At 55.5% G+C, this 23,726-nt stretch carries 13 protein-coding genes, 2 tRNA genes and 4 rRNA genes; 10 read left to right on the top strand and 9 right to left on the bottom strand.

Annotated elements, in window-relative coordinates; genetic code table 11:
- Positions 1-293: 293 nt before the first annotated feature.
- The 5 genes from QYQ93_RS01580 (at position 294) to QYQ93_RS01560 (ending at position 6,925) form a co-directional block, all read left to right on the top strand.
- Entirely contained in the window at positions 294-1,004 is a 711-nt protein-coding gene (locus tag QYQ93_RS01580; protein ID WP_043051469.1) for a GntR family transcriptional regulator, read from the top strand.
- Between the two features lie 366 nt (positions 1,005-1,370).
- Positions 1,371-2,129: a DUF3050 domain-containing protein gene (locus QYQ93_RS01575; protein ID WP_338476134.1), complete on the top strand. Its 759-nt coding sequence runs from the start codon at positions 1,371-1,373 to the stop codon at positions 2,127-2,129.
- Positions 2,126-3,073 carry a diiron oxygenase gene (locus tag QYQ93_RS01570; protein WP_338476133.1) on the top strand — a complete coding sequence of 316 codons (948 nt, stop codon included), beginning with the start codon at positions 2,126-2,128 and terminating at the stop codon, positions 3,071-3,073. Before QYQ93_RS01575 ends, QYQ93_RS01570 begins: the two co-directional genes overlap by 4 nt.
- Positions 3,070-6,447, top strand: a complete 3,378-nt coding sequence (locus QYQ93_RS01565) for an amino acid adenylation domain-containing protein (protein WP_338476132.1) — start codon at positions 3,070-3,072, stop codon at positions 6,445-6,447. Before QYQ93_RS01570 ends, QYQ93_RS01565 begins: the two co-directional genes overlap by 4 nt.
- 19 nt (positions 6,448-6,466) lie before the next feature.
- Positions 6,467-6,925, top strand: coding sequence for an SRPBCC family protein (locus tag QYQ93_RS01560; protein ID WP_043051465.1), 459 nt, complete (start codon positions 6,467-6,469; stop codon positions 6,923-6,925).
- 39 nt (positions 6,926-6,964) lie between these two features.
- On the opposite strand, the gene QYQ93_RS01555 is transcribed toward QYQ93_RS01560, so the two are convergent.
- From QYQ93_RS01555 to QYQ93_RS01515, 9 genes are all read right to left on the bottom strand, one after another.
- Positions 6,965-8,845 (bottom strand): methyl-accepting chemotaxis protein, encoded by a 1,881-nt coding sequence (locus tag QYQ93_RS01555; RefSeq protein ID WP_043051464.1) that lies wholly within the window; start codon positions 8,843-8,845, stop codon positions 6,965-6,967.
- Between the two features lie 271 nt (positions 8,846-9,116).
- Positions 9,117-9,232: ribosomal RNA gene (gene rrf, locus QYQ93_RS01550) — 5S ribosomal RNA — on the bottom strand.
- Positions 9,233-9,341: 109 nt separating this feature from the next.
- Positions 9,342-9,457, bottom strand: a 5S ribosomal RNA gene (rrf, locus tag QYQ93_RS01545).
- A gap of 157 nt (positions 9,458-9,614) precedes the next feature.
- Positions 9,615-12,506: ribosomal RNA gene (locus QYQ93_RS01540) — 23S ribosomal RNA — on the bottom strand.
- A 247-nt stretch (positions 12,507-12,753) separates the two neighbouring features.
- Positions 12,754-12,829: transfer RNA gene (locus QYQ93_RS01535), tRNA-Ala, on the bottom strand.
- Positions 12,830-12,859: 30 nt separating this feature from the next.
- Positions 12,860-12,936, bottom strand: a tRNA-Ile gene (locus QYQ93_RS01530).
- A gap of 83 nt (positions 12,937-13,019) precedes the next feature.
- Positions 13,020-14,556, bottom strand: a 16S ribosomal RNA gene (locus QYQ93_RS01525).
- The 16S, 23S and 5S rRNA genes sit together here with 2 tRNA genes alongside, the layout of an rRNA operon.
- Before the next feature lie 578 nt (positions 14,557-15,134).
- Positions 15,135-16,355, bottom strand: a complete 1,221-nt coding sequence (locus QYQ93_RS01520) for a CaiB/BaiF CoA transferase family protein (protein ID WP_043048376.1) — start codon at positions 16,353-16,355, stop codon at positions 15,135-15,137.
- 13 nt (positions 16,356-16,368) lie between these two features.
- The gene (locus QYQ93_RS01515) at positions 16,369-17,550 is read right to left on the bottom strand and encodes an acyl-CoA dehydrogenase (protein WP_003187423.1); all 1,182 of its coding nucleotides are present in this window, start codon (positions 17,548-17,550) and stop codon (positions 16,369-16,371) included.
- Positions 17,551-17,707: 157 nt separating this feature from the next.
- Between QYQ93_RS01515 and QYQ93_RS01510 the strand changes: the two genes are divergently transcribed.
- From QYQ93_RS01510 to QYQ93_RS01490, 5 genes are all read left to right on the top strand, one after another.
- Positions 17,708-18,607, top strand: a complete 900-nt coding sequence (locus tag QYQ93_RS01510; RefSeq protein ID WP_217880612.1) for a LysR family transcriptional regulator — start codon at positions 17,708-17,710, stop codon at positions 18,605-18,607.
- Positions 18,608-19,060: 453 nt separating this feature from the next.
- Positions 19,061-20,182: a Re/Si-specific NAD(P)(+) transhydrogenase subunit alpha gene (locus tag QYQ93_RS01505; protein WP_338476130.1), complete on the top strand. Its 1,122-nt coding sequence runs from the start codon at positions 19,061-19,063 to the stop codon at positions 20,180-20,182.
- A gap of 15 nt (positions 20,183-20,197) precedes the next feature.
- A complete protein-coding gene (locus QYQ93_RS01500) occupies positions 20,198-20,521 on the top strand; it encodes an NAD(P) transhydrogenase subunit alpha (RefSeq protein ID WP_005783507.1) in 324 nt (107 codons plus the stop codon).
- Positions 20,521-21,957, top strand: a complete 1,437-nt coding sequence (locus QYQ93_RS01495) for an NAD(P)(+) transhydrogenase (Re/Si-specific) subunit beta (protein WP_043048371.1) — start codon at positions 20,521-20,523, stop codon at positions 21,955-21,957. Before QYQ93_RS01500 ends, QYQ93_RS01495 begins: the two co-directional genes overlap by 1 nt.
- Before the next feature lie 234 nt (positions 21,958-22,191).
- Complete coding sequence (locus QYQ93_RS01490) at positions 22,192-23,685, top strand: acetyl-CoA hydrolase/transferase family protein (protein WP_043048369.1); 1,494 nt, start codon at positions 22,192-22,194, stop codon at positions 23,683-23,685.
- Positions 23,686-23,726 lie beyond the last annotated feature (41 nt).

The raw sequence follows: 23,726 nt of genomic DNA, 5'->3' as shown, positions 1-23,726 counted from the left end.
AAAACCAGCAAAGGACTCGATAGGGAATAAAACTTACCGCCAAGGCGTTCAGTCCATGAAAGAGACGGAATTTCAAGGGATGGTGAAGCCTCGCCCTACAAAAAACAATGGCACAGTGCAATCATTCGTCAGTGGACTGAGTTTATGACCGCCCCTTGTGGGACTCACAAAGTAGGCTGTGTAAGCCCTTACAAACGGAAACTTAGGCTGTTTGACAAGCGCCTGACCCATCTCTAGTGTGCATTGGATCCAATTAGCCAAACTATTATTCAAAAAAGGAGGATAGCGTAACCGTGACGCAGAAGCCGAACCCTTTAAGCAGCATCAAAATCAGCGGGCCTATTCCCGCCCATCTTGCTCGCTCCGTAATTGAAGAAACACTGCGCAACGCCATTCTCGATGGGCGATTGCCCTGTGGCACTGCGATGCGCCAGCAGGAGCTGGCCAGCTTGTTCGGCGTCAGCCGCATGCCCGTACGCGAAGCCTTGCGCCAGCTGGAGGCGCAATCCCTGCTGCATGTGGTGACTCACAAGGGTGCCGTGGTTGCGCCCTTGATCGAGGACAATTCGGCTGAGACCTATGCCTTGCGCATGCTGCTGGAATCCGAAGCGCTGCGCTTGTCGATTCCATTGCTCACCGAGAAAGATCTGTCCGAGGCCGAGGCGTGCATCAATGCGCTGGAATGCGAAAAGGACTATACCGAGATTGGTCGCCTCAATCGCCTGTTCCACATGGTCCTGTATGGCAAGGCACCCAACCAGCGATTGCTCACCTTGGTCGAGCACGGGCTGAATGAAGAGGAGCGTTTCCTGCGCTTCAACCTTGAGGCGATGGGACTAGGCGAGACGTCCCAGGAAGACCACCGTGAATTGCTGAGCCTGGTGGCACAGAAGAAGGTCGATGAGAGCATCCTGACGCTGCGTAATCACTTGATGCGTGGGATGGAGGTCATAGCCACCTACCTCAAGGGGCTTGAAACCGCCGAAAAAAAAGCCCGGCAATAGGATCCTCGACCCTCTATCGCCCTTTACCGCTACGGGGCAACCTCCCTGGGAAGTTGCCACATTGGCATACGGAAAATCCACTTCAACTTAATTAACGCGAGGAAACATCCGACACTGACCACAGACAACTCAACTAATAAAAACCACACAGAAAAAACATTTAATACATTTATAAGCCAGCCCAAACGTTTAATCAGTTTATTATCATTTCCCGAAAAACCACACCTCCAAGTTCGTTGCGCAGGTCTATGTCAGTGCTGCGCCGCGCGCGTCGTGCGGTCTCGATTTAACGTTCCCCTTCTATCTTACAACTACAAAATCCCAACACTGCTTTTGAGCACCTGCAACAATTCATAGGCGTCAACCATGTATCAAGAATTGCTTGAACAAAAAAAACTACAACTTTTCAACCATCCATTATTTATAGAAATAACTTCACTTAACAAGTTACAGCACTTCATGGAAAACCATGTATTTGCCGTCTGGGACTTCATGACCCTGACTAAACGCCTGCAACAGGACCTGACCTGTACCCAGATACCTTGGCTCCCACCTGCGGACTCGCAGGCTGCCCGCTTGATCAATGAAATAGTGCTTGGCGAGGAGTCAGACGAACACCCGACGCGGGGTTATCGCAGCCACTTCGAGCTGTACCTGGACGCCATGACGGAGGTCGGCGCCAGCACTGTCGCCATTACCCGCCTGATCGACCTGCAATGCGAAGGCGTGGAGGTCAGTGCCGCCTTGCAGATGATCGATGCGCCACCTGGGGTGGCCCGCTTTGTCGACAGCACGCTGCAGGTCGCCTTGAGCGCCCCGACTCACTGCGTCGCAGCGGCATTCTTGCATGGCCGCGAGAGTGTCATTCCGTCGATGTTCCAGCGACTGTTGCACAGTCATGGGCTCATTGATCATGAGGCACCCACCTTATGTCACTACCTCAATCGTCACATCGAAATGGACAGCCACGACCATGGGCCGGCAGCGGAGCAATTGCTCAAGCGCCTGGTCGGCGCAGACCCGATTCGCCATAAGCAAGCAGATAATGCCGCCCTCGACGCCGTGGAAAGTCGCATTACCTTTTGGGACGGGGTTCTGACTTCGATGCAAGGGGTACACCAATGAACGTTGTCAATTATCGATCCTTTGCCGATGACTGGGAGCGGCGCGCGACCATTCGAACACGCCCCCGGCGCATGCTGGAGGACGACAACAAACTCATCTTCCCTCTGTACCGACAACCCCTCGTACTGAGTGCAACCTTCCTCGAGCAGTGCCCACAGTGGCGCGACTTCGTGCTGGTACAAAGCTTCTATAAATTCATCAATGACGTGGTGATCTTCGAAACCGAAATCGTCGACAAGACCGCACGCAACATCGCCAAGAACCGTTTTTCACCGCCCTTTCCGCTCGCCTGCCGGTACGACGCGATGACCGTCGTGGTGGACGAGGACTATCACGCGTTGGTCGCGTTGGACTTCCTGCAACAAGCCGTGGAAATGACCGGTATCCAGCCGCTTGATCTGCCTGGGCAAATCGAATTGAGCCGCGCACTGCCGGCGGCACAGGCGCAGGTGCCAGCGCATTTGCACGACGCCGTCGAGTTGATCGGCGTGGCCATTGCCGAAAACACCGTAACCCACGACGTGGCCGCATTCTCCAAGGATGACAGCGTCAAATCATCCATCCGCGGCATGATGGCCGACCACCTGTTTGATGAGGGTCGTCACGCGCAGTTCTGGACACAGTTAGTGCGTCTCTACTGGCAATCGGCAAGCTCGCAGGAGCGCGACAGCATTGCTCAAGCTTTGCCCGTTTTCCTGGAGCATTACCTGACCAACGACCTGCAGAAAGACTTTGATCTGCACCTGATCGAACACTTGGAAATCAGCGCCGACACACGTCTGGCACTGCACCATGAAGTCTCTGCGCTGGACTTCCCCATCAACCACCAGCATCCACTGATAGGCAATATAATGAGCCTGCTGCGTCACAGCGGCGTGCTGCAAACACCCAGCGTGGCTCGGGCGCTGAGCAGCTACCTGCCTATGGCGGGGAGGCCGGCATGAAGCGTTTGACGATAGCGTGGGGCGCCGCCAGTAACGTCCTGGCCCCCGTCAAGCAAGTGCTGGAACAATACGGTCATGTCTCGGGAACGGGGCCTGTCGACCTGGTGATTGAAGACGGTAGCCGGCCACTCGCGCAATTATCCGCTGACGCATACTGGATGAGTTTGCGCATGGGCATTGGCCCGGTGTCCGAGAATGGACTGCCAGCCCTGCAATTCCGCTGCTATGACCGTGAACGACGCCTGTTGGCTGTGTACGACGTCGCAGAGGATTTCAGCGGCAATGGGCAGCGATTGCGTCACAAGGCAACGAACGCACTGGTGGAATGGCTCGCCTTGTTGGTTAGTAGTTACTCCAGGGACCCGGCCTGCTTCACCGTTGTGGTCACCCCTAACGACTGGCCCGAACACAGTCTGCAAGCGCTGGAAACCTTGGCGTTCAAGCATCGACTCAATGGCACGACGGATCCAGCGCTGTTGCAGGCGGCCCAGACCCCCATGATGGAACGGCTGCAAGCCAGCCTGGACAAGTTCGCCACTCGAACAGCGTTGAATATCGCGGGCAACCTGCTGACTTATCAGCAGCTCCAGGCACACGCCTTGGCGATCCAGCAGCGTCTGCTTCCACTCTTGGAGGGCATCGAAACTCAACCCGTGATAGGCGTGTGCCTGGCAAAGTCCGTTGAGCTGTACGCAAGCATCCTTGCGGTGCTGGGCAGTGGCGCGGTGTATTTGCCTCTGGCGCCGGACCATCCGGTGCAGCGCCAACAGCAGATGCTGGCAAGCGCCGGCGCTTGTGTATTGCTGGAGAATGGCCTGCACCCGCTGCGAGATCGCCTCGCCTCATTGGATGTCAGCAAGATCGAACCGTGCGCCATCACCCGTGCACTGCCACTGATGCGTGAACGGCCCAGTGCCGACACACCGTGCATGGCGCTTTTCACCTCAGGCACTACCGGGTTTCCCAAGGGGGTGCTGCTTAGCCAATACAACCTGGCGCATTTCAGCGCCTGGCTCGGCGCTTGTGTAGAGATGAATGAAGAGAGTCGCGTGTTGCAGTTTTCGCCGTTGAGCTTCGACTCTTCATTGATCGATATTTTCCCTGCCTTGATAGCCGGCGCCGAGTTGATTATCCCCAGCAACGATCAACGCCAAGACCCTCGACAACTGGTCGAATTGATTCGCGGGCAACGCGTCACCCATGGCTTTCTACCGCCGGCGCTGCTCAGCATCCTGCCGCTGGATCAGCCACTGGGGCTTGCTCACCTGCTCACTGGAGGCGATTTCTGCGAGCCCTATGTAATCGAACGACTGGCAGGCCAATGCCAGTTGCATAACCTCTATGGGCCGACCGAGACCACGGTGCTGGCAACACATAGGGTGTTCCGGCATGGCGACAGCCCTCGCAACATCGGCCATCCCATTGCCAACAGCCAAGTGTTGATTCTCGACGAAAACCTGCAGCCCGTGGATGAACAAGTGCTGGGCGATTTGTATATCGCAGGCCCGGGGGTAAGCCTGGGTTATTTGAATGTACCGCAACGGGCCGACAGCCCTTTTGTTGCACTGACATTGCCTGATGGGCAGGTGTTGCATGCTTACCGTAGCGGCGACCTGGCGAAATGGACTCAGGACGGTATCAAGTTGGGTGGGCGTCGGGATGACCAAGTCAAAATCCGCGGATTCCGAGTCGAGCCCCAGGAAATCGAACAATGCCTGCGCAACAGTCGATTGTTTCGCCAAGTAGCCGTAGTGATTGACCCGGGCCTCAGGGTCATCGCTTTTGTCACACAACCCGAACCCAGCGCCACGCTGGCTGACTTGCAGCAATATGCCCGCCAGTGGCTGCCCGAACATATGCGGCCCGTCATTTGGAGCGAGTTGGCGCGCATGCCGGGATCGAGTAACGGCAAGATTGATCGCAAGGCATTACTGGCCATGCCGTTGTCCATCCCTCAAGCAGTGACTCGCTGCTGTGCTCAGACCGATCTGCAAAAGCAGTTGGTGGACCTGTGGGCGCAATTGCTGGCGTTGCCCGCTGGCGAATTATCGATTGACGACAGCTTTTTCAATCTGGGCGGCCACTCCATCCTCTTGTCGACTTTATTGCTACGCGTGCGCGAGCGGTTTGGCCGTAGCCTCTCTCTGAGCCACTTTTTCGAGGCGCCGACAATCCGCACATTGGCGGCCCTGATGGAAGGTAGTGTGTTGCCGGACACGCCTGGCAGCCAGATGGAGAAAGATGCATCACAAGTGCTGGAGATCAAGATGCTACCGGAGGCTCGCGCGGGAGATCCGCGTAAGGCGATCGTCACTGGGGCAAATAGCTTTGTCGGGGCGCATATCGTTCACGCGCTGCTGGCGGCAGGAGCACAAGAGGTGGCGTGCCTTGTGCGGGAACTGCCAGGTCAATCGGCAACAGCAAGGTTTACCCAGGCCTTGCGTGAATACCACTTGGAGCATCTGGACCTGAGCCGAGTGCAGGTATACGCCGCCGACATTCGCCAACCTCGCCTGGGCTTGGCATGCAATGTGTACGACTACCTCGCTCGCGATTATGGCGTGCTGGTGCACAACGCGGCACAGGTCAATCATGTGATGGACTATGTGTCACTCGCCAAGGACAACGTCGAACCAGCCCTTGAGTGCCTGCGTCTTTGCGAGACCCATTGTAAAAAGGTGCTCAACTTCATCTCGACGCTATCAGCCTGCAGCAACGTGGACGGCGATGGGTACGTCCTTGAAGCACCAGCAGGGCACGCGTTACCGCTCTATGTGAAAAATGGCTATAACCTTTCCAAGTGGGTGGCCGAACGGCTGTTAGGGCGGGCAAGGGAGCAAGGGGCCTGGGTGAATATCCATCGGCCCGGGAATATCAGCTTCAACAGTCAGAACGGTGTTTGCCAGCCGCAGAAAAATCGATTGATGTTGATGCTCAAGGGCTCCCTGCAATTGGGCTTGGCACCCCGCCTGGACGTGAACTTCGATCTGATGCCGGTGGACTTCCTGGCTGGCTTCATTGCCTTTCACAGCGTCCGCTTTGCCCCTGGGCGAAACGTATTCAACCTGCACAACCCGCAGCCCTTGAGCTGGGATCAGTACCTCGACGCGTTCAGCGAGGCCGGGCACGTCTTCGACCGGGTGAGCATTGAACACTGGCAACGGACGCTGCAAACGGTGAGCCGTGATAATGCGCTGTTTCGCGTGCTGGGCTTTTACCTGGACGGGCTCGGCGAAGACATCGGCGACACTTCGATGATCCGTCACGACAATGCCCGCTGGGGCCTGGAAAAGATGGGTGTGGACTATCCGCCAAAGAACCCGGAGCTGTTACGCAAGGGCTGTGACTACCTCAGGGCCATCGGCTTCCTCTGAACTGCTTCAGGACTCCCCCATGAAACCGCTGCAACCCGATACGTTAATTCGCAATCCGATCGGTACACCGATTGTGGCTTCCGTCGTAGTCCCGTGTGAGGCTAAACGCCTGTGGGACGTGGTCGGTAGCTTTGATAGTTTTGATACCTTCATCCCAAGCCTGTCACACATCGAGATGACGGGTGTTGGGGTAGGCGCATTGCGCACTAAAATTTTCCACGATGGCCATTGCGTCGTGGAGCAACTGAACAGCCGAGACGAAAGCGCCATGTACATGACGTGGACCACCCTCTACAACACTTTGGGCGTGGCGCGCCTATGGGCAGCAATGAGTGTGGAAGCGCTTGGCGCCGAGTGTTCCAAGGCAACTTGGACGCTGGTGGGCGAGCCGCAGGAAACGACTCAAGCTGAATTTGAACAGTTTGCACAGACGTTCGCCGACAGCGCGTTGGAGAATGTGCGCCGGATGCTTGGCTAAGCAGTCGGAGCGAGGTATCTCGCTCCGGTGCAGTCGGGTTCAGATTTTGAAGCTATCGACCAATTGCTTCAATCGACTGGCCTGCTGGGACAGCGCATCGCAGTCCTTGAGCGTCTCGTTGAGGTTGGCCACGCCCTGCTGGTTCAGCAGGTTGATCTGGTTGATGTCAACGTTGAGGGTTTCAACGACTGCGGTCTGTTCTTCGGTTGCTGCCGCAACCGACTGGTTCATGCCATCGATTTCAACGATGCGCTGCGTCACGCTGACCAGGCGCTCACCCGCCTGGTTGGCCACTTCAACGCTTTCTTCGCTGGAGACCTGACTGGCATTCATGGTGGTCACTGCTTCTCGGGACCCCACTTGCAGGGAAGTGATCATCTTGTGGATCTCTTCTGCCGACTCTTGGGTACGATGCGCCAGGTTACGCACTTCATCAGCCACCACCGCAAATCCACGTCCGGCTTCACCGGCACGGGCAGCTTCGATCGCCGCGTTAAGGGCAAGCAAGTTGGTTTGCTGGGAGATGCCTTTGATCACATCAAGAATATGACCGATGTTGTCGGTACTGGCATTCAAGGTCTCGATCTGAGTGCAGGACAGGCTGATCTTCTGTGACAGCTCCGACATCGCCTGGATGGTTTGCTCAACCACCTTACGCCCATCGTCAGCTTGCTCGCTGGCACCGCTGGCATGCTGCGAAGCATCTGCGGCGTTGCGCGCGATTTCTTGGGTAGCGGCGCCCAGTTCGTTGATCGCAGCTGCGACGCTGTTGGTGCGCGCACTCTGTTCGTCGGACCCGATGATCGAGGCATTGGACGATGCCATTACACGCTGGGATAGATCGTGCACCTGCCGAGTTGCCGAAGACACCTCGGAAATCGAGGCGTGGATCCGCTCTACGAACTGGTTGAACGCACTACCGACTTCCCCGAATTCGTCTTTGCTGGTCACGTCGAGGCGGCGGGTCAAATCACCTTCGCCTTGGGCAATGTCCTTCATGGCAACGCCCATGGTAGTCAAAGGACGTAGCAATACTTGAATGAGCAAGCTCAGGAGCACAGCAATGGCCACGACAGCGATCAACATCGCAATCAACGCTGAAGTACGGAATTTACCCAAAGGGGCATAGGCTTTTTCTTTATCAATCGACAGGCCGATGTACCAGTCGGCGCCAGGCAAACCGCTGATAGGCGTGAACGACAGAATGCGGTCCTGGTGATTGAGGACGACGTCCTGGTTAACCTTTTCGATGCGTACGTTGTTGCCAGAGTAGATGTCCTTGAGGTTTTTCATCACCTGGTCCTGGTCAGGGCTGACGATGACTTGACCATCACCGCTGACCAGGAATGCATGGCCGATGCCGCCGAAGTCTACTGAATTGATGATCTTCACCAGGGTTTGCAGACTCAGGTCGCCACCGACAACACCCAACAATTCGCCGTTCTTCTTCACAGGCATGGCAATTGTCACGATCTGGCCGCCCACAGCCGCCATATAAGGCGGAGTAAGCATGGTTTTGTCCGCTACTACTGCTTGCTTGTACCAAGGGCGCTGACGAGGGTCGTAGTCGTCAGGCATCTTCGCATCAGGACGCTGAGTGAACACGCCGTTGGTCTGACCCACGTAGGTGAACTGGAAGTTGGAGGTGAGCGCTGGCTGATCGACCAGCCCGGGAAGGTCGGCAGCATTGCCCTGATGAGCTACGTTCTGCGCCAGGTTCTCGAGGACCAGGATGCGACCACTGAGCCAGTTCTGCACACTGCTGGCAGTGAGTTCGCCGGATTGTTGAATGGACGAGGCCAGGTTTTGCTTGATCGTGTTGCGTTGCAGGTAGTCGTTGTACAGCGTGAATAACGCGAAGGCTAAAACCACGACGCCTGACGCGGCCAACAGAATTTTATGACTGAACTTGAGATTCATTTCATCGACTTCTTTTGCCAAAGGGGGTGAGCGTGCCGAGTGGAACATTCCATGTAACGGGATAGGCGGGCTCTACGGTCGCTCTATTTCGGTGCACGCATGGCTCGTCAGGGTTTCGGCCAACCTTCGACAAATCTTAGGAATTTGTGAGAAGCATCTTCTTTTAGCGTAGGAAACCGACAGACGGCTGGTTAGAGGAATTGTTTGTTTTGGGTCGCCCTAAACGACAAAACCCCTGTCTGCGTTAGCAGACAGGGGCTTCGGAATTCAATCTTGACGATGACCTACTCTCACATGGGGAAACCCCACACTACCATCGGCGATGCATCGTTTCACTGCTGAGTTCGGGATGGGATCAGGTGGTTCCAATGCTCTATGGTCGTCAAGAAATTCTGTGTACCAGGTCATTGCGTTAGCAACGTGCCGGTGAAATTCATGAGTTTCTATATAAACAAAACCCCTGTCTGCGTTAGCAAACAGGGGTTCTGGAATTTAATCTTGACGATGACCTACTCTCACATGGGGAAACCCCACACTACCATCGGCGATGCATCGTTTCACTACTGAGTTCGGGATGGGATCAGGTGGTTCCAATGCTCTATGGTCGTCAAGAAATTCGGGTACTGAGTCGTGACCAGTTGGCCTCGCTTCAGCAAATTGGGTATGTGACAGCTGTCGGTGTTTTGTGAGCATCGAACTTTCGGTTCATTGCGTCTTCACACACCGCAATCTGATGCTCGTTAGAGTAGTCAAATTGCTTGGGTGTTATATGGTCAAGCCTCACGGGCAATTAGTATTGGTTAGCTCAACGCCTCACAGCGCTTACACACCCAACCTATCAACGTCGTAGTCTTCGACGGCCCTTCAGGGGACTCAAGGTCCCAGTGAGATCTCATCTTGAGGCTAGTTTCCCGCTTAGATGCTTTCAGCGGTTATCTATTCCGAACATAGCTACCCGGCAATGCCACTGGCGTGACAACCGGAACACCAGAGGTTCGTCCACTCCGGTCCTCTCGTACTAGGAGCAGCCCCTCTCAAATCTCAAACGTCCACGGCAGATAGGGACCGAACTGTCTCACGACGTTCTAAACCCAGCTCGCGTACCACTTTAAATGGCGAACAGCCATACCCTTGGGACCGGCTTCAGCCCCAGGATGTGATGAGCCGACATCGAGGTGCCAAACACCGCCGTCGATATGAACTCTTGGGCGGTATCAGCCTGTTATCCCCGGAGTACCTTTTATCCGTTGAGCGATGGCCCTTCCATACAGAACCACCGGATCACTAAGACCTACTTTCGTACCTGCTCGACGTGTCTGTCTCGCAGTCAAGCGCGCTTTTGCCTTTATACTCTACGACCGATTTCCGACCGGTCTGAGCGCACCTTCGTACTCCTCCGTTACTCTTTAGGAGGAGACCGCCCCAGTCAAACTACCCACCATACACTGTCCTCGATCCGGATAACGGACCTGAGTTAGAACCTCAAAGTTGCCAGGGTGGTATTTCAAGGTTGGCTCCACGCAGACTGGCGTCCACGCTTCAAAGCCTCCCACCTATCCTACACAAGCAAATTCAAAGTCCAGTGCAAAGCTATAGTAAAGGTTCACGGGGTCTTTCCGTCTAGCCGCGGATACACTGCATCTTCACAGCGATTTCAATTTCACTGAGTCTCGGGTGGAGACAGCGCCGCCATCGTTACGCCATTCGTGCAGGTCGGAACTTACCCGACAAGGAATTTCGCTACCTTAGGACCGTTATAGTTACGGCCGCCGTTTACCGGGGCTTCGATCAAGAGCTTCGCGTTAGCTAACCCCATCAATTAACCTTCCGGCACCGGGCAGGCGTCACACCCTATACGTCCACTTTCGTGTTTGCAGAGTGCTGTGTTTTTAATAAACAGTCGCAGCGGCCTGGTATCTTCGACCGGCATGAGCTTACGGAGCAAGTCCTTCACCCTCACCGGCGCACCTTCTCCCGAAGTTACGGTGCCATTTTGCCTAGTTCCTTCACCCGAGTTCTCTCAAGCGCCTTGGTATTCTCTACCCAACCACCTGTGTCGGTTTGGGGTACGGTTCCTGGTTACCTGAAGCTTAGAAGCTTTTCTTGGAAGCATGGCATCAACCACTTCGTCATCTAAAAGATGACTCGTCATCAGCTCTCGGCCTTAGAATCCCGGATTTACCTAAGATTCCAGCCTACCACCTTAAACTTGGACAACCAACGCCAAGCTGGCCTAGCCTTCTCCGTCCCTCCATCGCAATAACCAGAAGTACAGGAATATTAACCTGTTTTCCATCGACTACGCTTTTCAGCCTCGCCTTAGGGACCGACTAACCCTGCGTCGATTAACGTTGCGCAGGAAACCTTGGTCTTTCGGCGTGGGTGTTTTTCACACCCATTGTCGTTACTCATGTCAGCATTCGCACTTCTGATACCTCCAGCAAGCTTCTCAACTCACCTTCACAGGCTTACAGAACGCTCCTCTACCGCATCACTTACGTGATACCCGTAGCTTCGGTGTATGGTTTGAGCCCCGTTACATCTTCCGCGCAGGCCGACTCGACTAGTGAGCTATTACGCTTTCTTTAAAGGGTGGCTGCTTCTAAGCCAACCTCCTAGCTGTCTAAGCCTTCCCACATCGTTTCCCACTTAACCATAACTTTGGGACCTTAGCTGACGGTCTGGGTTGTTTCCCTTTTCACGACGGACGTTAGCACCCGCCGTGTGTCTCCCATGCTCGGCACTTGTAGGTATTCGGAGTTTGCATCGGTTTGGTAAGTCGGGATGACCCCCTAGCCGAAACAGTGCTCTACCCCCTACAGTGATACATGAGGCGCTACCTAAATAGCTTTCGAGGAGAACCAGCTATCTCCGAGCTTGATTAGCCTTTCACTCCGATCCACAGGTCATCCGCTAACTTTTCAACGGTAGTCGGTTCGGTCCTCCAGTTAGTGTTACCCAACCTTCAACCTGCCCATGGATAGATCGCCCGGTTTCGGGTCTATTCCCAGCGACTAGACGCCCTATTAAGACTCGCTTTCGCTACGCCTCCCCTATTCGGTTAAGCTCGCCACTGAAAATAAGTCGCTGACCCATTATACAAAAGGTACGCAGTCACCCAACAAAGTGGGCTCCCACTGCTTGTACGCATACGGTTTCAGGATCTATTTCACTCCCCTCTCCGGGGTTCTTTTCGCCTTTCCCTCACGGTACTAGTTCACTATCGGTCAGTCAGTAGTATTTAGCCTTGGAGGATGGTCCCCCCATATTCAGACAAAGTTTCTCGTGCTCCGTCCTACTCGATTTCATGACTAAGAGATTTTCGCGTACAGGGCTATCACCCACTATGGCCGCACTTTCCAGAGCGTTCCGCTAATCTCAAAGCCACTTAAGGGCTAGTCCCCGTTCGCTCGCCACTACTAAGGGAATCTCGGTTGATTTCTTTTCCTCAGGGTACTTAGATGTTTCAGTTCCCCTGGTTCGCCTCTTGCACCTATGTATTCAGTACAAGATAACCATCTTATGATGGCTGGGTTCCCCCATTCAGACATCTCCGGATCAAAGTCTGTTTGCCGACTCCCCGAAGCTTTTCGCAGGCTACCACGTCTTTCATCGCCTCTGACTGCCAAGGCATCCACCGTATGCGCTTCTTCACTTGACCATATAACCCCAAGCAATCTGGTTATACTGTGAAGACAACATTCGCCGAAAATTCGAATTTCTCAATTAAGAGAACTCACAAATTTTACCTTAGCCTGATCCGTTACCAGTGAAAGTAACGTTCAGTCTATCTTTCTATCACATACCCAAATTTTTAAAGAACGATCTAATCAAAGACTAGAAATCAACATTCACCATCACACTGATGGAATGCTCATTTCTAAGCTTTATACAAACAGAAGCAGTAGTGGTGGAGCCAAACGGGATCGAACCGTTGACCTCCTGCGTGCAAGGCAGGCGCTCTCCCAGCTGAGCTATGGCCCCGTATTTCTACAGGCGTTTCCCACACAAAATTGGTGGGTCTGGGCAGATTCGAACTGCCGACCTCACCCTTATCAGGGGTGCGCTCTAACCAACTGAGCTACAGACCCAATTTCGGGCTGCTTCTTTATCGTCTTCTTCAATGAATCAAGCAATTCGTGTGGGAACTTATGGAGCAGCTGATGTCGTCGATTAAGGAGGTGATCCAGCCGCAGGTTCCCCTACGGCTACCTTGTTACGACTTCACCCCAGTCATGAATCACACCGTGGTAACCGTCCTCCCGAAGGTTAGACTAGCTACTTCTGGTGCAACCCACTCCCATGGTGTGACGGGCGGTGTGTACAAGGCCCGGGAACGTATTCACCGCGACATTCTGATTCGCGATTACTAGCGATTCCGACTTCACGCAGTCGAGTTGCAGACTGCGATCCGGACTACGATCGGTTTTCTGGGATTAGCTCCACCTCGCGGCTTGGCAACCCTCTGTACCGACCATTGTAGCACGTGTGTAGCCCAGGCCGTAAGGGCCATGATGACTTGACGTCATCCCCACCTTCCTCCGGTTTGTCACCGGCAGTCTCCTTAGAGTGCCCACCATAACGTGCTGGTAACTAAGGACAAGGGTTGCGCTCGTTACGGGACTTAACCCAACATCTCACGACACGAGCTGACGACAGCCATGCAGCACCTGTCTCAATGTTCCCGAAGGCACCAATCTATCTCTAGAAAGTTCATTGGATGTCAAGGCCTGGTAAGGTTCTTCGCGTTGCTTCGAATTAAACCACATGCTCCACCGCTTGTGCGGGCCCCCGTCAATTCATTTGAGTTTTAACCTTGCGGCCGTACTCCCCAGGCGGTCAACTTAATGCGTTAGCTGCGCCACTAAGAGCTCAAGGCTCCCAACGGCTAGTTGACATCGTTTACGGCGTGGACTACCAGGGTATCTAATCCTGTTTGCTCCCCACGCTTTCGCACCTCAGTGTCAGTATCAGTCCAGGTGGTCGCCTTCGCCACTGGTGTTCCTTCCTATATCTACGCATTTCACCGCTACACAGGAAATTCCACCACCCTCTACCATACTCTAGTCAGTCAGTTTTGAATGCAGTTCCCAGGTTGAGCCCGGGGATTTCACATCCAACTTAACAAACCACCTACGCGCGCTTTACGCCCAGTAATTCCGATTAACGCTTGCACCCTCTGTATTACCGCGGCTGCTGGCACAGAGTTAGCCGGTGCTTATTCTGTCGGTAACGTCAAAATTGCAGAGTATTAATCTACAACCCTTCCTCCCAACTTAAAGTGCTTTACAATCCGAAGACCTTCTTCACACACGCGGCATGGCTGGATCAGGCTTTCGCCCATTGTCCAATATTCCCCACTGCTGCCTCCCGTAGGAGTCTGGACCGTGTCTCAGTTCCAGTGTGACTGATCATCCTCTCAGACCAGTTACGGATCGTCGCCTTGGTGAGCCATTACCCCACCAACTAGCTAATCCGACCTAGGCTCATCTGATAGCGCAAGGCCCGAAGGTCCCCTGCTTTCTCCCGTAGGACGTATGCGGTATTAGCGTCCGTTTCCGAACGTTATCCCCCACTACCAGGCAGATTCCTAGGCATTACTCACCCGTCCGCCGCTCTCAAGAGAAGCAAGCTTCTCTCTACCGCTCGACTTGCATGTGTTAGGCCTGCCGCCAGCGTTCAATCTGAGCCATGATCAAACTCTTCAGTTCAAACATCTTTGGGTTTTTAAGAAACCCTAAACTTGGCTCAGCAATCGTTGGTTACATCTTTGATTTCTCGCGGAGTAACTTGTGATGCTGATAATCTTGTTGACTATCAGTCTGACCCCACAAGCACCCACACGAATTGCTTGATTCAGTTGTTAAAGAGCGGTTGGTTAAGAGCTTTCGTCTCAACCGAGGCGCGCATTCTACAGCAGCCTCATTTGCTGTCAAGTGATTATTTTCAGAAGCTTTCGAAGATTTCTTCAACAACTTCAACCACTTGCGCTTAAGATCTCTCCGAAGCGGGAGGCGAATTCTACAGCGTTACACGCTGCTGTCAACACCTCTTTTTCAACTTCCTTTTGGCTTCGATGAACTGAAGCAACTTGCTGCCGAAAACTTCATAACTCTTTGTTTACCAAGGAGTTTTCCGTTTCGACTGCGCCGGAAGTGGGGCGAATTATAGGCTCCCAGAATCTGCCGTCAACAGTTAATTTTGCCTTTCTATCAATAAGTTAGGATTGATTAAAAAACGAGCACACTCTAGAAGAACATTCTTTGTACTTCTATATAGAAGGAATCACTCAGATAACACCGGTCGCCTTCAACGCAGCCACGTTAGCTGCACTCAACCCCAGAACCCCCTGTAACACTTGAAGCGTATGCTCCCCCAATAAAGGAGGCGCGCTACGGTACTCCACAGGCGTCTTGGACAACCGTATGGGGCTGGCAACCTGAGGCACCATCCCCGCCAGCGCATGAGGCAGCTCCATTGCCAAGCCCCGCGCCTTGACCTGAGGATCAGCGAATACCTGCGCCAGATCATTGATCGGTCCGCACGGCACGCCCACTCGCTCCAACCCTGCCACCCATTCAGCAGTCGTCTTGAAGACCGTAGCCTGGCGGATCAATGGAATAAGCACCGCTCGATTGGCCACTCGAACCTTGTTGGTGGAGAAACGCGGGTCATCCGCCCACTGTGGCTGCCCAGCGACTTCGGCGAATTTACGGAATTGGCTGTCATTACCCACGGTAAGAATGAAATCCCCATCGGCTGTGGGAAAGTCCTGATAGGGCACTATATTAGGATGGGCGTTCCCCAGGCGCTTCGGCGATGCTCCGGTTGTGAGGTAATTCATCGCCTGGTTAGCGAGGCAAGCCACCTGCACATCCAGCAGCGCCATATCGATATGCTGCCCACCACCATCGTGATCGCGATGCGCCAGCGCCGCCAGGATCGCCACGGTCGAATAAAGCCCTGTCAGGATGTCCGTCAGCGCAACACCAACCTTGACCGGCCCGGCACCCTCATCCCCCTCAGGCCTGCCCGTCAAACTCATGAGTCCACCCAGCCCCTGGATCATGAAGTCGTAGCCGGCACGCGCTGCATAGGGCCCCGTCTGGCCAAACCCCGTGATTGAGCAATAGATCAGCTCCGGGTTGGCCTCCTTGAGCGATTCATAATCCAGGCCATAGGCTGCAAGCCCCCCGACCTTGAAGTTCTCGATCAAGATGTCCGACTTGGCAGCCAGATCGCGCACCAACTTTTGCCCCTCCGGTCGTGTAAAGTCGATAGTCACCGACTCTTTATTGCGGTTAGCCGAAAGGTAATACGCTGCCTCACTGGTGTTCTCGCCATCAGCATCTTTCAGGAAGGGCGGCCCCCAGGCACGCGTGTCATCACCACTGCCCGGCCTTTCGACCTTGATCACCTCGGCCCCAAGGTCTGCAAGGATCTGCCCGGACCAGGGGCCCGCCAGTACTCGCGATAAATCCAGTACCCGCAGATGCGAAAGCGCGCCCATGCCCATGCTCCTATTAATAGAACGCCTGAAGACCGGTTTGCGCACGCCCCAGAATCAAGGCATGCACGTCATGGGTCCCCTCGTAGGTATTGACCACCTCCAGGTTGACCAGGTGGCGCGCCACTCCGAACTCATCGGAAATGCCGTTGCCACCCAGCATGTCCCGGGCCATGCGTGCGATGTCCAGGGACTTGCCACACGAGTTACGCTTCATGATTGAGGTAATTTCAACCGCCGCCGTACCTTCGTCTTTCATTCGGCCCAGACGCAGGCAACCTTGAAGAGCCAGGGTGATCTCGGTCTGCATATCGGCCAGCTTCTTCTGGATCAACTGCGTGGCGGCTAATGGCCGACCAAACTGCTGACGATCAAGGGTGTACTGACGCGCCGTGTGCCAGCAGAATTCCGCAGCCCCCAGCGCCCCCCAGGAAATCCCGTACCGTGCCGAATTAAGACAAGTAAAAGGACCTTTCAACCCACGCACGTCCGGGAAGATGTTCTCTTCTGGCACGAATACGTTATCCATGACGATTTCACCGGTGATGGAGGCGCGTAGGCCGACCTTGCCGTGAATCGCCGGTGCACTCAGGCCTTTCCAACCCTTCTCCAGGACGAAGCCACGGATATCGCCGGCATCATCTTTACCCCACACCACAAACACATCCGCGATCGGACTGTTGGTAATCCACATCTTCGCGCCGGTCAGGCTATAGCCGCCATCCACTTTGCGCGCCCGGGTAATCATCGCGCCCGGATCGGAGCCGTGGTTAGGTTCGGTCAGACCAAAACAGCCGATCCATTCGCCAGAAGCAAGCTTAGGCAGGTACTTCTGTTTCTGCGCCTCAGTGCCAAATTCATTGATCGGCACCATGACCAGTGACGACTGCACGCTCATCATCGAGCGATAGCCAGAGTCGACACGCTCCACTTCACGCGCAATCAACCCATAGCTGACGTAGTTCAAGCCACTGCCGCCGTACTGCTCGGGAATCATCGCGCCCAGCAAACCGGTTTCCCCCATCTCGCGGAAGATCGCCGGGTCAGTCTTTTCATGACGGAAGGCTTCAAGCACACGCGGGGCCAACTTGTCCTGAGCAAATTGCTCAGCGCTGTCGCGCACCATGCGCTCTTCTTCGGTGAGCTGTTGATCCAGCAGCAGTGGATCGATCCAGTTGAAGCTTGCCTTGCCAGCCATGAATAAGTCCTCGCGCAAAACATCAGAAGTCGTGGATGCAGACTAGGCCGGGTCGGCCTACAGGGCAAACGAGGTTTGCGCATAGGCTTGTGCTAATTTGTCACTTCGTAACACTCAACCAGGCCAGAAACGCGCTTTATCTGTGAGGGCAATGTACATGCGCAGAAAGATTCCCAGCACCACCGCGCTGATAAGCTTTGAAGCAGCAGCCCGTCACGAGAGCTTTACCAAGGCGGCGCAGGAGCTTTCGATCACTCAGGGCGCCATTTGCCGGCAGATTGCCAGCCTTGAGGAGTTTTTAAGTGTCGAACTGTTTCGCCGCTCACGGCGCGGTGTGAAATTGACGGAGGCAGGGCTGTCTTATAGCCGCAGAGTGGCAACACAGCTAGACGCCGTAGAGCGAGACACCTTATCCGTCATGGGCCAGCAAGGGGCCAATGTCATCGAACTGGCAGTGGTGCCGACTTTCGGTACGCAATGGCTGATCCCGCGCCTCAAAGACTTTCAACGTCAGCACCCGGAAGTAACGGTCAACCTGACCAATCGCACGCGCCCCTTCCTCTTCGCCGACACAGAGTTCGACGCTGCGATCTACTTCGGCGATGCCGATTGGTCCGGTACAGAGTCCCATAGACTGATGGGCGAAAACCCCTTGCCGGTGTGTAGCCCACGCCTACTCGGCGGCCGTACGCATTTCACTCCCCAAGAGGTCGCCGAACTGCCGCTACTGCAACAGACCACGCGTCCTTATGCCTGGCGCCAATGGTTCAACGCCCAGCAACTGAACATTCCTCGCGACATGACAGGCCCCAGATACGAGCTATTCTCGATGTTGTCCCAAGCAGCCATGCATGACATGGGCATTGCGCTGATTCCTCCCTTTTTCATCCAGCGGGAGCTGAAGGAGCAGCAACTGGTCATCGCCAGTACCGAAGCGCTGAACAGCGAAAAGGCTTATTACCTGATGATTCCCGACAAGAAGGTCGAATCAGCCTCATTACACGCTTTCAGGGATTGGCTGATCGACCAATCACAGCGCTACAGTCCCAGCACTTGAACGAAACAATTCAAATTATTGACCCTGTAGTCAGATTATTTTCAATCCTACAGATATAAATATATGTCGCATTTGAGCAGACTGTACCCATTTGCTTAAAATACGGCTCCAAGCCATGATTTTCATGGCTTTGAGCGACACTAACCAGCCAATAACCGACTATTCACGCCAAAGATGGAAAAATCAGCTAAAAACAGCTACGGCCCTTTAATTACTTGTATTTAATGAGGTTATTCCATGGCATTGCGACAATCAGTCACAGGGTGACTTGTAGTTAATTTTTCGTCACCCGTCATAATCCCTTGAAGGCCGTAAAGTTCGCCTGCAAAATGCCGCGCCCCGCTGTCATTTCAGCGGGATCGTGCTGATCGGCCGCCCCAGATGCGCCACTCGCGGTGCACTGGCCTTTTTACAAAAAGATCAAAAGCAAAAAGATCATGCAGGAGATTTGACGTGCACATTGGTGTTCTTCTCGAAACCCAGACCGGTGAAACGCGGGTGGCTGCCACCCCGGAAACCATCAAGAAGCTGATCGGCCAGGGCCATCAGGTCACTGTGCAAAGCGGCGCCGGCATTAACGCCAGCATCGTCGACAGTGCCTATGAAACGGCAGGCGCAACCATTGGCGGCGCCAACGATGTATTTGGCGCCGAGCTGATACTCAAGGTGGTTGCCCCCAGCGACAGCGAACTGGCGCTGATTAAAAGTGGCACCGTGTTGGTGGGCATGCTCAATCCGTTCAGCAACGAAATCATCGCCAAGCTCGCAGAGCGCGGCATCACCGCCTTCGCCCTCGAAGCCGCGCCGCGCACTTCACGGGCCCAAAGTCTTGACGTGCTGTCGTCGCAAGCCAACATCGCCGGTTACAAGGCCGTGTTGCTGGCCGCTCATCACTACCCGCGCTTCATGCCGATGCTGATGACCGCCGCCGGCACTGTAAAAGCTGCGCGCGTGTTGATCCTCGGCGCCGGTGTTGCGGGGCTGCAGGCCATCGCCACGGCGAAACGCCTGGGTGCGGTGATCGAGGCGTCCGACGTACGCCCGGCGGTTAAAGAGCAGATCGAATCCCTCGGCGCGAAATTTGTCGACGTACCTTACGAAACCGATGAAGAGCGTGAATGCGCTGTCGGTGTCGGTGGTTACGCACGCCCGATGCCGACCAGCTGGATGCAGCGCCAGGCCCTGGCCGTACACGAGCGCGCCAAGCAGGCCGACATCGTTATCACCACAGCGTTGATCCCAGGCCGAAAGGCTCCAACCCTGCTGAGCGCCGATACCGTGGCGCAAATGAAGCCCGGTTCGGTAGTCATCGACCTCGCCGCTGCCCAAGGCGGCAACTGCCCGCTGACAGTCGCCGACCAAGTGGTGGTGGAAAACGGCGTGATCATCTGCGGCCCGACCAACCTGGCGGGCGCTGTCGCCGCCGACGCGTCGGCCTTGTATGCACGCAACCTGCTGGACTTCCTTAAGCTGGTCTTTACCAAGGAAGGGCAGTTTGAAATCAACCTCGAAGACGACATCGTCGCCGCGTGCCTGATGTGCCGCGACGGCCAAGTCATCCGCAAAAACGCCTAAGCAGGGATTCAGACGATGGAAGAGCTTATCTCCCCCGGTATCTACAACCTGATCATCTTTGTGCTGGCGATTTATGTCGGTTATCACGTGGTCTGGAACGTAACACCCGCGCTGCACACGCCTTTGATGGCAGTGACAAACGCAATTTCCGCAATCGTGATTGTGGGCGCCATGCTGGCCGCCGCACTCACCGTGACGCCGCTGGGCAAGACCATGGGCACCCTGGCGGTAGCCTTGGCGGCGGTTAACGTATTCGGTGGTTTCCTTGTTACGCGTAGGATGCTTGAGATGTTCAAGAAGAAAGCGCCCAAAGCTGTGAAAGAAGAGGTGCAGAAGTAATGAGCATGAATCTGGTGACGACGCTCTACCTGATCGCGTCGATCTGTTTCATCCAGGCCCTCAAGGGTCTCTCGCATCCGACCACTTCGCGGCGCGGCAACCTGTTCGGCATGCTCGGCATGGCGCTGGCGGTACTCACCACCGTCGGCCTCATCTATAAGCTGGGGGCTGAACTGGCGACTGCCGGTATCGGCTACGTAATCGTCGGCCTGCTGGTTGGCGGTACCGCCGGCTCGATCATGGCCAAGCGCGTAGAAATGACCAAGATGCCGGAGCTGGTGGCGTTCATGCACAGCATGATCGGCCTGGCCGCGGTGTTTATCGCGATTGCTGCGGTGGTCGAGCCGCAATCCCTGGGCATCGTCAAGCACCTGGGCGACTCGATCCCTGCCGGTAACCGCCTGGAGCTGTTCCTCGGTGCCGCCATCGGTGCTATCACCTTCTCCGGTTCGGTGATCGCGTTCGGTAAGCTGTCGGGCAAGTACAAGTTCCGTCTGTTCCAAGGCGCACCAGTACAGTTCGGCGGGCAACATAAACTCAACCTGGTGCTCGGCCTGGCAACCCTTGGCCTGGGCCTGGCGTTCATGTTCACCGGCAACCTCACCGCCTTCGCGCTGATGCTGGTCCTGGCCTTCGTGCTGGGTGTGCTGATCATCATCCCGATTGGTGGCGCTGATATGCCGGTGGTGGTGTCGATGCTTAACAGCTATTCCGGCTGGGCAGCGGCGGGCATTGGCTTCTCGCTGAACAACTCGATGCTGATCATCGCCGGCTCCTTGGTGGGCTCCAGCGGCGCAATCCTGTCGTACATCATGTGCAAGGCGATGAACCGCTCCTTCTTCAATGTGTTGCTGGGCGGTTTCGGCAATACAGCGGATGCCGGCGCGGCAGCCGGCTCCAAGGAAGCGCGTCCGGTGAAGTCCGGTTCGGCCGACGACGCCACCTTCCTGCTGACCAATGCCGACACGGTGATCATCGTGCCGGGCTATGGCTTGGCAGTCGCACGGGCCCAACACGCGCTAAAAGAGCTGACCGAAAAGCTCACTCACCGCGGGGTCACTGTGAAGTACGCGATTCACCCCGTGGCGGGCCGTATGCCTGGGCATATGAACGTACTGCTGGCCGAGGCAGAAGTGCCTTACGACCAGGTGTTCGAGATGGAAGACATCAACTCCGAGTTCGGCCAGGCCGACGTGGTGCTGGTGCTGGGCGCCAACGATGTGGTCAACCCGGCTGCGAAGAACGATCCGAACTCGCCGATTGCCGGCATGCCGATCCTCGAAGCGTTCAAGGCCAAGACCATCATCGTTAACAAGCGCTCGATGGCCAGCGGTTACGCGGGCCTGGATAACGAGTTGTTCTATCTGGACAAGACCATGATGGTCTTCGGCGATGCCAAGAAGGTCATCGAAGACATGGTCAAGGCCGTCGAATAACACTGCGCCAGCGCAATACTCCAAACCCTGGCCTCACGTAGGCTGGGGTTTTTTCGTTCCCATGCTCAGCGTGGGAATGCAGTCAGGGATGCTCCGCGTCCCGCTTTGCACATTCACCTGAAACCCGACCAAAGGCTCTAAATCGCTATCTGGCATTCGACCATGGTAGCGGGCCGAAACTTTTTGAAATCACTACACTGCCCACCTTGCTTCCGCAGCCTGAGATAACAATTCATGTACCGTGATCGTATCCGCTTGCCTTCGTTGTTGAACAAGGTCATGAGCGCGGCAGAAGCCGCCGCACTGATCGAGGACGGCATGACCGTCGGCATGAGCGGCTTCACCCGCGCGGGTGAAGCCAAGGCCGTCCCCCACGCCCTGGCCGAACGCGCCAAGACTTCGCCTCTGAAAATCACCCTGATGACCGGCGCCAGCCTGGGCAATGACCTGGACAAGCAACTGACCGAAGCCGGCGTGCTGTCGCGACGCATGCCATTCCAGGTCGACAGCACCCTGCGCAAGGCGATCAACGCCGGCGAAGTCATGTTTATCGACCAACACCTGTCGGAAACCGTCGAGCAGCTGCGCAACAACCAGCTCAAACTGCCGGACATTGCGGTGATTGAAGCCGTCGCGATCACTGAGCAAGGGCACATCGTGCCCACCACCTCCGTAGGCAACTCGGCCAGTTTCGCGATTTTTGCCAAGCAGGTAATCGTCGAGATCAACCTGGCGCACAACCCGAACCTGGAAGGGTTGCATGACATCTATATCCCGACCTACCGGCCAACCCGTACGCCGATCCCGTTGGTGAAGGTCGACGACCGCATTGGCAGCACCGCAATTCCGATCCCGCCGGAGAAGATCGTCGCCATCGTGATCACCAACCAGGCCGACTCCGCCTCCACGGTCACGCCGCCTGACAGCGACACTCAAGGCATTGCCAACCATCTGATCAACTTCCTCAAGCAAGAAGTGGACGCCGGGCGCATGACCAACAAGCTCGGCCCGCTGCAGGCGGGGATCGGCAACATTGCCAACGCGGTGATGTGCGGCTTGATCGACTCGCCGTTCGAAGACCTGACCATGTACTCAGAAGTGCTGCAGGATTCCACGTTCGACCTGATCGACGCGGGCAAGCTGAGCTTCGCCTCCGGCAGTTCGATCACCCTGTCAGAGCGACGCAACGCCGACGTGTTCGGCAACCTGGAGCACTACAAGGACAAACTGGTGCTGCGCCCGCAGGAAATCTCCAACCACCCTGAAGTGGTGCGGCGACTGGGCATCATCGGTATCAACACCGCGCTGGAGTTCGATATCTACGGCAACGTCAATTCCACGCATGTGTGCGGCACGCGAATGATGAATGGCATTGGCGGCTCCGGTGACTTCGCACGCAACGCGCACCTGGCGATCTTCGTCACAAAATCGATTGCCAAGGGCGGCGCGATTTCCAGCGTGGTACCAATGGTCAGTCATGTGGACCACACCGAGCATGACGTAGACATTCTCGTCACCGAGGTGGGCCTCGCCGATCTGCGTGGCTTGGCACCACGGGAGCGCGCCCGCGTGATCATCGACAACTGTGTGCATCCGGCCTACCGCGACGCGCTCAATACCTACTTTGAGGCCGCGTGCGCCATCGGCGGGCACACGCCGCACATCCTGCGTGAAGCCCTCAGTTGGCACATCAGCCTTGAAGAGACCGGTCATATGCTCAAGGCTTGATCGATACAGATCCGGGCTGATGCAAATACAGTTTCATCAGC

This window comes from Pseudomonas khavaziana, assembly GCF_036704165.1.
Taxonomy (GTDB): Bacteria; Pseudomonadota; Gammaproteobacteria; order Pseudomonadales; family Pseudomonadaceae; genus Aquipseudomonas; species Aquipseudomonas khavaziana.
The sequence above is the reverse complement of the archived record's forward strand: the minus strand, read 5'-3'. Positions and strand labels throughout refer to the sequence as shown.